14 protein-coding genes are annotated in these 14,730 nt (G+C 37.6%); 8 read left to right on the plus strand and 6 right to left on the minus strand.

Going from position 1 to position 14,730, the window contains the following annotated elements; all coding sequences use genetic code 11:
* Nucleotides 1-13 precede the first annotated feature (13 nt).
* Entirely contained in the window at nt 14-505 is a 492-nt protein-coding gene (locus tag B2O97_RS17705) for a SixA phosphatase family protein (protein ID WP_070561258.1), read from the minus strand.
* A gap of 445 nt (nt 506-950) precedes the next feature.
* Here B2O97_RS17705 and B2O97_RS17710 point away from each other — a divergent pair, with 445 nt between their 5' ends.
* The 8 genes from B2O97_RS17710 (at nt 951) to B2O97_RS17745 (ending at nt 9,175) form a co-directional block, all read left to right on the plus strand.
* Entirely contained in the window at nt 951-2,180 is a 1,230-nt protein-coding gene (locus tag B2O97_RS17710; protein ID WP_112374878.1) for a hypothetical protein, read from the plus strand.
* A 73-nt stretch (nt 2,181-2,253) separates the two neighbouring features.
* Nucleotides 2,254-3,291: a glycosyltransferase family 2 protein gene (locus B2O97_RS17715; protein WP_159333427.1), complete on the plus strand. Its 1,038-nt coding sequence runs from the start codon at nt 2,254-2,256 to the stop codon at nt 3,289-3,291.
* Nucleotides 3,288-4,553 carry a glycosyltransferase gene (locus B2O97_RS17720; protein ID WP_159333426.1) on the plus strand — a complete coding sequence of 422 codons (1,266 nt, stop codon included), beginning with the start codon at nt 3,288-3,290 and terminating at the stop codon, nt 4,551-4,553. Before B2O97_RS17715 ends, B2O97_RS17720 begins: the two co-directional genes overlap by 4 nt.
* A gap of 107 nt (nt 4,554-4,660) precedes the next feature.
* Nucleotides 4,661-5,827: a glycosyltransferase gene (locus B2O97_RS17725; protein WP_159333425.1), complete on the plus strand. Its 1,167-nt coding sequence runs from the start codon at nt 4,661-4,663 to the stop codon at nt 5,825-5,827.
* Between the two features lie 4 nt (nt 5,828-5,831).
* Entirely contained in the window at nt 5,832-6,641 is an 810-nt protein-coding gene (locus tag B2O97_RS17730; protein WP_083295763.1) for a glycosyltransferase family 2 protein, read from the plus strand.
* Between the two features lie 24 nt (nt 6,642-6,665).
* The gene (locus B2O97_RS17735; protein ID WP_070561254.1) at nt 6,666-7,475 is read left to right on the plus strand and encodes a glycosyltransferase family 2 protein; all 810 of its coding nucleotides are present in this window, start codon (nt 6,666-6,668) and stop codon (nt 7,473-7,475) included.
* 12 nt (nt 7,476-7,487) lie between these two features.
* Nucleotides 7,488-8,156, plus strand: a complete 669-nt coding sequence (locus B2O97_RS17740) for a glycosyltransferase family 32 protein (protein WP_070561253.1) — start codon at nt 7,488-7,490, stop codon at nt 8,154-8,156.
* Nucleotides 8,157-8,218: 62 nt separating this feature from the next.
* Entirely contained in the window at nt 8,219-9,175 is a 957-nt protein-coding gene (locus B2O97_RS17745) for a glycosyl transferase family 90 (RefSeq protein WP_286767789.1), read from the plus strand.
* Here the strand turns inward: B2O97_RS17745 and B2O97_RS17750 are convergent.
* From B2O97_RS17750 to B2O97_RS17770, 5 genes are all read right to left on the minus strand, one after another.
* On the minus strand, nt 9,167-10,285 hold the full coding sequence (locus tag B2O97_RS17750; protein ID WP_236560289.1) for a glycosyltransferase family 4 protein: 1,119 nt from the start codon (nt 10,283-10,285) through the stop codon (nt 9,167-9,169). The two genes, B2O97_RS17745 and B2O97_RS17750, sit on opposite strands and share 9 nt — an antisense overlap.
* A gap of 12 nt (nt 10,286-10,297) precedes the next feature.
* Nucleotides 10,298-11,512 (minus strand): glycosyltransferase family 4 protein, encoded by a 1,215-nt coding sequence (locus tag B2O97_RS17755; RefSeq protein WP_159333423.1) that lies wholly within the window; start codon nt 11,510-11,512, stop codon nt 10,298-10,300.
* Nucleotides 11,509-12,534, minus strand: coding sequence for a glycosyltransferase family 9 protein (locus B2O97_RS17760; RefSeq protein ID WP_286767790.1), 1,026 nt, complete (start codon nt 12,532-12,534; stop codon nt 11,509-11,511). The genes B2O97_RS17755 and B2O97_RS17760 overlap by 4 nt, the downstream gene beginning before the upstream one ends.
* A 3-nt stretch (nt 12,535-12,537) precedes the next feature.
* Nucleotides 12,538-13,143 (minus strand): DUF4254 domain-containing protein, encoded by a 606-nt coding sequence (locus B2O97_RS17765; RefSeq protein ID WP_159333421.1) that lies wholly within the window; start codon nt 13,141-13,143, stop codon nt 12,538-12,540.
* A 107-nt stretch (nt 13,144-13,250) separates the two neighbouring features.
* Complete coding sequence (locus B2O97_RS17770; protein WP_286767791.1) at nt 13,251-14,729, minus strand: NADH-quinone oxidoreductase subunit N; 1,479 nt, start codon at nt 14,727-14,729, stop codon at nt 13,251-13,253.
* Nucleotide 14,730: the final 1 nt, after the last annotated feature.

Below are 14,730 nucleotides of genomic sequence, written 5' to 3' on the forward strand. Positions count from 1 at the left end.
TTTGAATAGAATTTTAATCAATTATTTGCACAAGATCGGCACAATTGCCACTGAGCATATGAAAGGTGAAGCCGCCATCAAGTCTTATCTCTGCACAAGATGAGGTGCGTAAGTAGGCTGCTTTTCGGGTCAGGTATTCCACCAGATCAGTCAACGTGGGATTGTGCCCAAAGAGCAGGACATGATTGACATGATCGGGGATGGCATTGATGATGGACAGCATATGCTTGTACGTACATTCATAAATTGTTTCTTCAATTTGAATATCAAAAGAAGAGGAGCCCATGACGTCTAGAAAAATACGCGTTGTTTGGAGTGCGCGATTGGCTGGCGAACTGATCACCATACTGTTTTCATCTAGGGTCAATTTTGCGGATAACTTAGCCGCAACTTGTTTGGCCTGTTGTATACCGTCGGATGTAAGCGCACGATCAAAGTCGTTTATGCCCGGAATAGTTTCGGCTTTTGCATGTCGGATGATATAAAGTTTTTTACTGTTGTCCATGATTAAAATTTTTGATTCTTAATACCAATATAGATAATAACGCTTGTTGTTCCGGTTCATTGTGTTTGCGCAATGAGCAGGCTTGCGTATGAATACAAATAATAATACAGTAAGTTTTGAAAAGTATATTACATTATGAATAGTTTTTTTACCTCAAGTGATACGTTTAATATCGTGTCAAAGCTAAAGCATTGTGGTTTTTTTAGTGCCTATAACGGCAAAATGAAAGTCTTGATAACGAATTTTTTAGATTGATTTTGGGTCTTTGTTGTCTTGGTGATTTAAAAAACAAAATCGTTGTTTTACTTTGATAAAATTATGCTAATTTCGCAGCGAAAAACAATAATTTGTTTTATCCAGCTATTTGCCGTCAGCTTATTTTATTTATTGAAAAACATCGTTAGCCAAGTCGCATTTTTTTGTTTCTACCGTTTGATATTTACTTATGATTCGTAATTTTTTGATACTTCTCTATGGAAGTATTATTCTCGTGGCTTGCCACCGTCCAGAGGACTTTTTTGCGCAGGATGTTGAAGCTCCTATTTGGACTGTTGAACCCATTGATTCAGTTACTTTTGATAGTGATGAAGGTTTGGTCAATATACATACTGTTGCTGACGCTAATTTTAAAGGCCTAAAAAATGCCAATGATTTTATAGATATCTCGGGTGCAAATGCAAGCTATTGTCATCCGGATGTTCTCTATTTTCCAAATAAGCTGAATGGATACAAGTATTGGATGGTTTTCACGCCTTATTTTGGCGCAGTTGGAACGAATCAAAACTCAAAGAAATTTGAAAATCCAAGTGTTGTTGTATCCAATGATGGTCTTGATTGGGTAAATCCTCCGGGATTGAGCAATCCAATTATCAATGCTCCCTTTCCGACAGAAAGTTTCGGTGAAAACAAGGTTGATCCGATTCAGGGTTTCTGGTCAGATGTGGATTGGATCTACTTAAATAATCAGTTTTATCTTTACTATAGGGGTAGTTTTATCACTGCGCAGGCTTTGAAAGGCAAATGTGTGTTAAGTAATACCAATTTTGATCGATTGAAACAAAATGCACATCGCACCATTGTACAACAAACCTCTACAGATGGTATAAAGTGGTCGAATTTGAATGTCGCCTTTACCAGCAACCCTCCGTTTACGCCCAAAGATGATCATCTATTGTCCCCTTCGTTTATTCATGACGGGAAGGAGTTTTTGAGTTATGAAATTGAGCTGAATTTTAATTCGAAAAATTTTAAAGGTAAAGACCCTTCTTATGTTGTTCGTAGAACATCTACCGATGGCATTAATTTTACAGGGTTTAAAGAAAGCAAAATCATAAATTTTCTAAATAGACCCTGGTTAAAGGAGGGACGAGTGAATTCACCATGGCATATTCAGGCCACATTTGCCGATGGTTATTATTTTCTCTGTGTTGCTGTGGGTGATGTGAAACGATATACCGCGGAACTATTGTACGTTGGGTATTCCAAAGATGGATTAAATTTCAAAGTATTACCGAAGCCGCTGTTGAAAAATAATGCCTATAGAAGTTCAATTTTTCCAATGGGCAGCAACGAATCTTTAATTAAAATGGGAGCAATGATCGGTAATAAATCTGGTGAGTTCAGATACCGGGAATTTACATTGAATAAAGACAGGATCGAGAAATCATTAAAATGATTTCAGCATTTAATATATCATTTCTGTTACTATTTTTGTATATTAAAGATTAATGATGGTAAAAAATGGTTGTATGGATTGTCCTCGTCCGGTTGCTGTTTCGGTAGTTATACCGGTATACAATGTCGAAAAATATTTAGACGAGACGATCCAAAGTGTGCTTGATCAGGAATTACAAGATTTCGAAATCATACTCGTTAATGATGGTAGCAGTGATTCTTCGGCTGAAATCTGTCGGAAGTATGCATCATTGGATGCTCGCATTTATTTTTTTGACCAGGAAAATTCGGGCGTTTCTGTCGCTCGAAATAACGGCCTCATTCATGCGAGCGGAGAATATGTCTATTTTTTAGATTCTGATGATACTATTGAACGCACCTTTTTGTCAGCTTCTTTAGCGATTGCTAAACAGCAAAATTTTGATTTGCTGATTTTGGGGGAGCCTTATTGTTCCCGGGCGCCACGTTTGACTGCTGTACCGACATGCGGTTTGCTGACCAAAAAGACCTTATTGGACACTTATCCCAATATCCGTTTTCCTGAAGGAATTCAGCCCTGCGAGGATGGCTTGTTTTCACATCGTCTCTTTTTGATGACCGATAAGATCGGATTCAATCCGGGCGCAGTATATTTTTATAGACAGCACGAGAATCAAAATCATACGCAAATTAATCGGCAGACGGATCGCTTATTGAAACAGATCCCAATATGGTTAGAACTATTGAAGGAGTTTTATAAGGAACATGATCTTTTTGCTTCAAAAGCCTTAAAACTAGCGCTATTTATCGAACATGAACCTTTTGAGTTTCGCTATTTAAAAATGGCATTTAATGATCTTGAGAAGGAAGAGCTGTTTAAGTTATTGCAAAATTTTATGCAAGAATATGTAAGCCCACATCTTACCAAAGCTGATAAAGAAATATTAACGGTGCCTTTTAGCTATTTTGTAGAAGCTCGAGATCATAGGGATTTTGATACGTTTTACGTAGATTATTGTAAAAGGAGAGCTGAAAAATTGAAGCGAGGCTTATTTTGGGTGAGGTTTATTCCAATTGCTGGCCTAAGAAGAAAAGTCCGTCAAAGGATCAGAAATAAGTATCTCGACGTATGAAGATTTTACTAATACAACATTTGTATTTTTTAAATGGAATAGGAGGCACGGAAAAGATATGTTCTACGTTAGCGAACATACTGAGTACAAATGGATATGTAGTGGAGATTGCAACCAATGAAAACATAAAAGGCTCCCCAGTTTTTCCGCTGCATAAGTCGGTGAAAGTGACGAATATCTTTGACGCTAATTTGGAGCAAAAGCTCGAGCTTCCTATTTATAACTATAAGGGGACGAATCCACTTTTATGGTTGAAATACAAGGCCCGCAAAAAATACAGCAAGTGGTATAACCGCCGATTGAAGCAACGGATGGGAGGGGAAGCTAAATTATTTCAATTTAATTTGCGAAAGCGGGCGATTTTATGGAAAGATTATATCGACGGACTAAAGCCGGATTTGATTATTACCATGTCCATTGGCTCACTTCTGGAGATTACTTATGGAAATACACTGTCAATCCCCATTATAGATTCGGTGAATGGAAGACCTGATTACGATTATACCAATGTTCTAGGCGGGAGAAAAGCATATATGGTTGATTTGTTAACGGCTAGTTTCGATCATCTGAATGGTGTTCAGATCTTATTTGATAGCTATCGGGATTTTCTACCGTCTAATTTTTCGGGACAATGCGACGTTATTGCCAATCCAATCCAGCAGGTAGATTCCCGCGATTTAGTTAGGCATGACCGTATCAAGGAAAGATATAAGATTATTCATCTTGGGCGTTTGGATACAGAATGTAAGCAGCAGCATGTTGCCATTGCAATTTTTGCTGGCCTGGCAAACAAATATCCCAATTGGGATTTGGAGTTTTGGGGGACAGGTCCAGACTTTGATCGATTGAATACACAAATTTGTGATCTTGGATTGGCTGAACGGGTTTTTCTGCGTGGATTCACCGAGGATCCTCTGATAAGGATGCGGGATGCGGATATTTTTATTTTCCCCAGCAAATATGAGGGGTTTGGATTAGCCTTAGCAGAAGCCATGTCAATAGGCCTGCCAAGTATTGGCTTTTCCACTTGTTCCGGGGTAAATGAATTGATCAAACATAATCAGAATGGTTTTTTAGCATTGGACGACCGTGAGATGGCCCTGTACCTCGAACAATTGATCATGGACTCTTCGCTACGTTCGAGATTTGGCGTTCAGGGCAACTTGGCAATGGAGGTGTACAGTTTTGAAAATATGGCTAAAGGGTGGTTAAATTTAGTGGAGACCGTCACAAAGCATTTTCGGGGCGAAGGCGAGATTTAGTTAGTCCGGCAAAGAAAAATTCAAATAGAATGTGGCATTTTCCGAGAATAATTCGTATTATTTATTATAAAAGCAAATGCTGCTTTTTACCTATTCAATAAGAATAAATGCAAACAATAAAGAGAAAGAGAATATTATACTTTATGCCTGAAAATCCTAACAGTTCGAAAGCAGGCAATTTGACTAGGTGTAAGCAATTGTTAACTTATTTTAATACGATAAGTGCAAATTTTGAGATCGATTTTGTATCCTCAATTAATTGGAGAACAGGTGATGAAGCTATTTTTCAATCCGAATTTCCAAATATTAACCTGATTATTTTACCTTTTAAATCTTCCAAAAAAAATAGGATTAGTTATTTCTTTCGTGATAAATTACAAAAAGAGATTAAAAATATCTTCCACTCCAATTTGATTGATCGTGTTTCGCCATCATTTCAAAGAAGATTTGAAAAGATTTTAAGCGATCATAAGTATGATTACGTTATTATTAGTTATGTTGAATTTGGTAGTTTGGTAAAGAATTTGATAGGATCTTATACAATTTTAGATTCGCATGATTTTCTGACGCTGCAAAATAAGACAAAGGAAAAGGAAAACTTTTCAATGCGTCAATTGGGTAAAATGTTTGGAGCTGAGTTGTCTATGATGACCTCTTTTAATGAGATATGGACATTTTCAATTGAGGAAAAATATATTTTTGAACAGTTTGCAGATAAATTTGTACGATTAATTCCGGTTTCAATGCCATCTCCTGTTATTCTAGAACGCGAAAAGAAGATAGACTTAATTTATGTGGCGAGTGATAATCCACACAATGTGTCGAGTATAAAGTGGTTTTTAGAACAAGTATTTCCGCTACTTGCACATGTTGAACTGCATGTGATTGGAAAGATTTGTGCACATATTCCAACCGTGAAAAATGTTATAAAACATGGATTGGTGGATGATCTTGCAGCATATTATGAGCAAGCTAAAGTTGCGATCTGTCCAATGCTTTCAGGGACAGGAATCAAAATAAAGGTTTTGGAAGCATTATCTTTTGGCATTCCGGTTGTAACCAATCAACGTGGTGTCGATGGATTGTTTAATAAATCAGATAATGGATGTCTTATATCGTTAGATGAACAGGCTTTTGCTTCTCATATTATTGAATTGCTCCAGGAGGATGAATTTTATAAGATAAAATCGAATCAGGCCATTGAATATATGAGAAATAATCATACCGTAAAGAAAGAGTATGAAGTCTTGGACGCTGTTTTTAACAATAGATGAATAAATGAAAATCTCTCTAATAATATCTACTTATAACTGGCCGGAGGCGTTGGCATTATGCTTGGAAAGTGTATTGCTTCAGAAGGTTCTTCCTGATGAAATCCTTATCGCTGATGACGGGTCTGGAAAGGAGACAGAGCGAGTTGTGGCAGAATATAAAAGTAAGTTTAATATTCCTTTTATTCATGTATGGCATGAAGATGAGGGGTTTCAGTTGGCGAAAATCAGAAATAAAGCCATTGCTAAAGCCTCATCCGATTATATTGTCCAAATTGATGGTGATTTAATTTTGCATCCCTATTTTATTCGAGATCATCGAAAGTTTGCGCGAAAAGGATCGGTGGTACGCGCCAGCCGTATTTACCTTGATCGGGAATTTTCCGAGAAAAAATTGACGAAGCGTGATACAAAGGTAAATAGATTCGATAAAGGAGTTTCGAACTTATTCAGTGCTTTTCGTTTTCAGTTGTTATGGAAATATTTTGAATTTAATTATAAAAACAAAGGCAACGAGCGTTGGGAGATTCATGGTGCCAATATGGCCTATTGGAGAGAAGATGCCATTCGTGTGAATGGCTATAATGAAGACTTTAAGGGCTGGGGGCCGGAAGATAAAGAATTTGTCGCTAGACTTCTAAATATCAACATCAAAAAACGATTCTTAAAATTCGGCGGCATTGTGTTTCACATCTGGCATGCGATAAATGCAAAAGAGAATTTAGGCAACAACAATTGTTTGTTTGCAAAAACAAAAAAGCTAAATTTGACCTATTGTGATAACGGTATTGATAAATACCTGAAATCATCTGATTAGCACTTACGGTTTTATAGCTATTTTTTGGAAACTTCAATAATTATTACAACGTATAATAGGCCCGATGCATTGGAATTGGTGCTATTGTCTGCATTAAATCAAACAGTTTTGCCGAGTCAAGTTATTGTTGCAGATGACGGTTCTGATGATCGAACAAGACAGCTTGTCCATCGTTATGAGCAGGTTTCTGAAATTCCAATCAGCCATGTTTGGCAGGACGATTGTGGTTTTCGCGTTGCACGTATTCGAAATCAAGCGCTAGCCCAAGTAAAATCACCCTATGTTGTACTTGTCGACGGTGATATCCTTATGGCACCAAATTTTATTGAAGACCATCTAAAACTCGCCAAAGTCGGACATTTTATCCAAGGTGGAAGGGTTTTACTGAATCAAGCATTAACAGCTAAATTGTTAACTGAGTCGAATCAACTAAGGTATCCGAATATGTTTCAGGCGGGATTCGAATCTGGTCGGTTTGAAAAGAGAATAAGTAGTTTTCGTAATCTTCTTTTAGCACGATGGACTGCGAAAAACCTAGCACATAAAAGAAGCAAAGTACGCTCTTGTAATATGTCCTTCTACATGCGCGATGTTCGTGCAGTGAATGGTTTTAATAATCTTTTTGAAGGCTGGGGCCGGGAAGACAGTGAATTTGTGGAACGTTTATTCAATTATGGACTCAAAGGGCAACTAATCAAGTTTGCTGCAATTGGGTATCACTTATATCATAAGGAGGCGTCTAGAAAAGCACTACCACAAAACGATCATTTATTAGAAAAGACAAAATTAGAAAAGCTGACATCCTGTGCTGACGGACTTTCTAGTTTCCTATAGTTATTCATTATCATGGGAATTCCAAAAAATATATTTCAAACATTTAAGGATAATAAGATTCCTTGGCTTACGAAGCTCTATATTCGCTCATTTTTAAAAAAGAATAAGGATTATTCGTATGAGTTCTATGATGATCAACGGGTGAGTGACTTCTTTGCTGAACATTTTGATGAGCGCATTAATAAAGCTTATCATCGTCTTCAGATAGGGGCCGCCAAAGCAGATTTTTTTCGCTATGCTGTTTTATATATATATGGTGGTATTTATATAGATTTAGATAGTGATTTGTTAGTCTCCATCGATAAATATCTAAATAGCGATGACGTTGCGGTAATAACGCATGAGAACAATAGGAGCCTGTATGCACAATGGGCACTTATCTTTGATAAAGGACATCCTTTTTTAAAAAGAACGATGGAGCTGATTGTGGATAATATTGAACAGAATCGATTTCCACATGATGTACATGCGATGACAGGCCCAACAGTTTATACATTAGCGATTAATGAAGTTCTGAAAGAAAATCCGAATGTAGCGTATCGCTGCATTGAAGATGATTATAAAGGATTACTGAAATTTAAGTATAAATTAGGTAAACTCATGATTTATAAAGACAAATCTAACCATTGGAAGAAACTACAACTGCGTATTCCTGTTGTAAAACCTGATACAGACTTTTAGGCTTATTTATTTTAAGGGAGAGTTATTTTTACTTATTTTTGAGGAAAAAGCATTGCACATCGATGAATTTCAAAAGAATCTTTTTGCGAAATAAAAATAATAAGATTTACTATTATATTAAAGCAATTCTTAGGGAGCTAGTTCCTGATAGTCTTTTTCAAGCCCAACTGACAAAGCGTTTAGATAGCACTTATTATCGCAAAAATGCCAAATATATTGATGATAGGGTAAATTATTACAATAAGTTGGAACGGCTTGAGCCTTTAGATCAGGACGCCATGGAAATAGGCAAATATCGCGTACCAGAACGCATACGCGTTTATTATTTCGACAGTAAGGAATATTTAAGGTTTTTTAACCCCAAATTGCGGTTCAGTATTTTGCCCGGTGATATCATTCATATTCCCTCACATCCGACTTTACTCAAGAGCCGACCTATTCATGGTAATAATAGCAATGCAATAGTCTTAAATTTGGATAAAGCAAGACATTTTAATTTTCTTCAGGACGACGTGTCTTTTGATAAAAAAATAGATATGTTGGTCGGAAGGAGCGGTTTTGGACAGATTCATCGAAGTCGATTCTACCAATTGTATTATGATCATCCATTGTGCAATATCAAAAAGGCTAATCGATCTTCCGATAAGGATTATTTATCCATCGCAGGGCACCTTGATTATAAATTTATTTTGGCGCTTGAGGGAAACGATGTTGCGACAAATTTGAAGTGGATTATGTCCTCTAATTCTATTGCGGTCATGCCTATGCCGAAATATGAGACTTGGTTTATGGAAGGACGCCTAATTCCAGATGTTCATTTTATTTGTATTAAAGATGATTATTCTGATTTGGAGGAAAAATTACGGTATTTTATGGCAGATGATCATGCGGCTAGGAGGATCGTAAAATATGCACACGAATATATTGCTCAGTTTAAAAATAAAAAAATAGAGGATATAATCGCATTAAAAGTCTTGGATAAATATTTTACGCATACCGTTCAGCCTAAATTACAATAAGGACTGATAACAGTTTATGAGTTCTGATGCAATTTTTTCATCATTAAATTTTTGCACATAGTGACGTCCTTGTGAAATCATCCTTGCACTGGTTTGGGAGTCGCTCAGAATACGTTTGATCGCTAGATTTATTTCGTCTACATTTGAAGGGTCGACATAACAAGACGATGGTCCACCAGCTTCTGGAAATACGCCCGAATTGGTTGTAATGACAGGAGTACCAGCATATAAGGCTTCGATGATAGGGATACCAAAGCCTTCAAAGATAGAAGGGTATATAAAAATTGATGCCATCGCATAAATAGTTGATAGTTCTTCAATAGTAAACCCTTGTTTTATAATGACTTTGCTTTCCAATTTGTTGGCTACGATATATCTGTTAATCTCCTCAAGATAGGTCGTTTTCTTACCAATTATTAATAATGGGATATCGATATCCTGAATAGCTTTTACAATTTGTAAAACATTTTTTCGTTTTTCAATTGAACCCACATTTAACAGAAAGTCTTTGGGTAAATTATATTTTAACCTTAATTTGTCCTGCTCGTCGTCACTTTTTGGAACCTTGAAAGCCGGATGGCAACCCTGATAGATAACCTCGATCTTATGTTCGGGAATTGCATAGTAATCGATGATATCTGATTTAGTCTGTTCACTAATTGCAATAATTTTATCCGCGTGATTAACCGCTAATTGGAATTTCTTGTTGTATATCCAACGATCGATGGGTTTATAGAGTTCGGGATAGCGTAAGAAGATTAAATCATGTATCGTGACAACAGATTTAATTCCACGGGCTTTTAAGCCCCTTGGTATTTCTCCTGTAAGCCCGTGAAAGAGTTCTACACCGTCATTAAGCAGGTCAGATGCTATTCCAAAGCTTCGCCAAAGTGCGGGAAAAGCGCGGTTAAATGTGCTTTTGGGGAGACGAATTTTTTCTTCGATAAGCGCCTTCTTCGAAAGATCATTATCGTCCAATCTTGGTGTATATTTCAAATAAGTATTATCCGGATAATATTGTTCCAGTATACGGACAAGGTCCCGACTATAATTGCCTAAGCCTGTTCGATTGAGAAAATATCGTTTAGCGTCAAATCCAATTGTTATCATGCTTGACCCGGTTTAGCTTTCTTTAAAAATGTGTTCGAATTTACTTAATACCAAATCCCAATTATAATATTTAGAAACATATTCTTTAGCTTTTGCCGCAATGATGTTCTTATCGGTATTTGTATCTTGCAAATATGTGATAATGGAACTTAGGGAGTTGAAGGAATCATAACAGAATACAGCTCCACTTTTGCGTTCATGTTCGACCATGACATCGCACTTTTTGTTACCAATGACTGGTTTCCCTAAATGGAGCGCTTCTAATGTCAATAGTGATAAACTCTCGGCGAGTGAGGGATTAATAATGGCAAAGCTTTGTAGCATTAGCGCTTTTTTTTCTTCCTCGCTTACAAAACCAGTATAGATGATATCAGGATCTTGCTGAACATCCATGGTATTTTCTCCTGTAAGTACAAGCTGCAAGTCGATCTGTTTTTCCGATTTTAATTTCAGAAAATAGGCCATAAAATTGTTGATTTTCACTGGTGTAATGCGACCACAATAAAGTAAGTATGGTGATTTGATCTGATATTTGGAACTGATGGCTGCTGCAGCTGCTAGGTCATCTATTTGATTGACGCCTATGCCAACAATTGTATTTTTTGCCAGCGAATTTCTGAAAATTTCTAAACACATTTCTTTTTCACTTTCTGTATTAAAGGCAATATGATTGACTTTTGAAAATAAAAGTGTGTTGATACTTCTAAATAACATGCTCTCCATATGTGCAGTGGGAATCAGAATAGACTTCTCTGGTACAAGGAGTGATCCCAATATGGTTAGTGGGTTTTCGTAAGTAAAGAAAATGAATTTGTCGAAATCGTGTTGGAATTCCCTAATATAGTTAAGTAATGAAGACGAATAAAATGGATGTCCTTCCAAATAGGTTGATTCATCATCAACTTTGAATTTCCAAACAGGAAATAAGGAGAAAATAGGCTTTGCTAACCTCCAGCGATAGATCAATCGGCGTATCTTCCGGGCGATTTTACTTTTCTTTTCGGAACGCAAATTTTTATCGGTCACGAACCTTGTCACAGGTATTCCCTGTATAATTTCTAGGCCCGGAGTGAAATCTTCCGCTGGTTTATTTAAAAACTTGATAGTGGTGGTTAATACAGTCACGTCATGCTTTGCTGATAATCGTTCAGCTAGCATTCTACAATGGAATTCGGCCCCACCGGTGATATCCAATCCGTATCGAATGGTTATTAACCCTATCTTCATCCTATTGCTCTTATTTTTTCAATCACCATTTCCGGTGTAATTAAATCAATTGCTTCTATCCCATCACAATCACAGGGCTTGTTGCCGTACACTGAACTCGGTCTGTTGGGGTGTTCAACTTGGATGCAATCTGTTAGCTGCTGCCCGTAACCGGTGAATCCAGCATAAGGATGCGTTGCTCCCCACAAAGAAAGACACCTTACGCCCATCAACGATGCCATATGAAGTCCCGAAGAGTCCATACTGATCATGAGATCTAGATTTGAAATTAAATCCAGTTCTTCCCGCAGCGAAAGCTTGCCTATGGTATTATAGGTGTTGGGAAATCGCTCCGTCCAGTTTTGCGCAATCTGGAATTCCTGTTCACCACCGCCAAACAACAAAACATCATAGCCATTGTGCGTCAATATGTCTATCACATTTTCCATTTTGGTTTGCGGAAAAATCTTATAACGATGTTGCGCAAATGGGACAATGCCAATTTTCTTTCGATCGAAGTTTGCAAACATACTAAATGCAGCTTTGGGTACATCCTGCAAATTAAGAACCAATTTATTGCTGAGTTCGAATTTGAAACCCAATGCGCGAAATACATCTGCATAGCGCTCCACTGTCAGCTTTAAAGGAACTTTAATTTTGTTGTTTTCGCGGGTTAAAGCTTTTTTTTCAGCCCTGCCTTTGTCAAGTTGTTTTACTTTTACACCCGATAAGGAAAATAAAAGATCGACTACGCGGGAGCGTAAATTGAAATGTAAGTCCGCTACAGCATCTGCGCCGTATTGAGCCAGTTCTTTTTTTAGCTTGACTAATCCAAAAAAACCTTTATGAATTGTTTTGGGTTCAATCGCGTGAAACCGTACACCTTTTATTCCATCAAAAAATGGGGCAAAGAATTTCCGGCTGACCATAATGATTTCTACATCAGGGTATTGAATGCAGAATTCTTTCAATACTGAGGCGACCATGGCAACATCGCCCATAGCTGAAAATCGGGTTACTATGATCCGTTGCGGTAAGGACATGTTTTATTTTCCTGATGAATATAGGACAGGGTTCAATGCCGGATCGTTATACATTTTCATCTGTTTATAGACTTTCATGTATTTATCACCTGATGCGATGGCGGTCATCAATTCATCAATACTTTGGGATAAATCTTTTCGTTGTTCCAATAAAACGTTTAGTTTTTCTTGGCAGGAAATGATGTGTGTTTCGGAAGCATCTTTGCGTAATGTTTCCTGTTCCATGTGGTAGATTTTTAAAGCCAGAATGGAAAGTCTATCAATAGCCCATGCCGGACTTTCAGTATTGATCGTTGCTGTAGGACTCGCCTGTATACCTTGAAATTTTTGCAGAAAATAACTATCAATGTACTCGACGGTATCTGTGCGGTACTGATTGGATTCATCGATACGTCTTTTCCAATATAAGCCTTCTTGAGGTTCAATAGCGGGATTACGCACAACATCTTCCATATGCCATTGCACGGTGTCAATCCAGCATTTTAAATAGAGGAGATGTTCCAGAGATTGTTTGTCATACGGATTTTGGATTGGATGATCAATCTGATCGTATACGTGGTAATCCTGGATAGCACGCTGAAAAATTGGATTTGCTATTGCACTAATCATGTTACAAATATAAAATATATTATGGAGTTATTCTTACTATTCAACGCAGACATTAAGGGAATGAATTGGACGATAAACTTATTAAAATGAAAGAAGTTTCCTGTTTTCTAGAATGCCGAAAGTAATAAATCGGGAAAGATACCTAAGATCAACACGGCCACGGTACATAAGATTCCAATACACAAGAGTAGCACATTGAATTTAACCGCCGGAGATACCGTATTTTCCCTTAGAAACGCATTCAGTGGTATCTTAAAATAATAAAATAGGGAGATGACAGATGTCAATGCACCCACTAGGAGTAATGCCAGCAAACTAAAGGATTGGAAGTTTTGGTATTGCTCGAATACTTTGGAAAAGACCAAAAGTTTCCCAACAAAACCCGCAGTAGGAGGTAGACCGACCAAAGCGATTAAAACAATCGAAAAGGAAGTAAACAATAAGGGAAATTGCTTTCCTAAGCCACGATAAGATTCAATCGTGGTATTTCCTAAACTAGCTTCCAAGGCATCAATAAAGATAAATACAGCAATATTCATCAGGGCGTATATGGAAAGGTAAAATAATAGGACATTTGATTCCTTATTTTGATAAACCAATACAGCCATAAGGAGTATACCCGTATGCCCAATGGAAGAGTAGGCCATCATCCTTTTGGCATCCTGTTGACGCAAAGCGGCTAAATTACCAATCAGCATGGTTGCGATGGCGATCGCAATAATCACATAAGTCAGAAAATCGCTGAAATAAAAGGAGACATTGAGCCATGCGGAGAATATCTTGGACAAAAGAACAACGACCGCAATTTTGGGTACAGTTGCAAGATAGGTGGTAATCACTGTTGGCGCACCTTGATAAACATCCGGGCTCCAGACATGAAAGGGAAAAAAACTTAATTTGAAACCAATACCTGTCAGCAAAAATAATAAAGCAATGCTGATCATGATCTGAGGTGCTTCCATCAAGCCGGCAATGTGGCTTGGTGCGTCAAAATTCAGGTTTCCCGTGAAACCGTATAGTAAAGACAAGCCATAGAGCATAACGGCGGCACAAATGGATCCAAACAGGACATATTTTAAAGCAGCTTCCGATTGAACCTTTGTGGAAGAAAAATAGCCAACCATAATATAGGAGCTGATCGAAACAGTCTCCACAGCGATAAAGATCATCAGCCAGTTACTCGTCATCGTCAGCAGGTTCAGGCCAAGGGTTGCGGTCAATAGCACGGCGTATAGGTCGCCTAAGGGACGGTCTTGCTGGCGTTGTTGGATGAAGATACAGATGAGCATTGTCGACAACAGCATAATCAAACGTGCAGCTACAGCAAATGCATCAATATGGATCATATCAAAGAAGCCTGTTGCCTCGACCTTACTGAGTCCCTGGCCCACAAGGTAACAACCACTGAGCAATAAGCCAACGAGGGTGATGACAAAAGAGGTATTCTTCCAGTGTCTGTCAATAAAAAGACTAGCGAGGATAGTACCAATAAAAGTGACGATCAATGTCAGTTCGGGCTTAAAATAAGGAACGCTTACGATAATCTGATCGATGAAAGAACTGATATATGGACTGAATGCGAGCATG

It is taken from the genome of Sphingobacterium sp. UBA865 (genome assembly GCF_002295765.1).
Lineage (GTDB): Bacteria > Bacteroidota > Bacteroidia > Sphingobacteriales > Sphingobacteriaceae > Sphingobacterium > Sphingobacterium multivorum.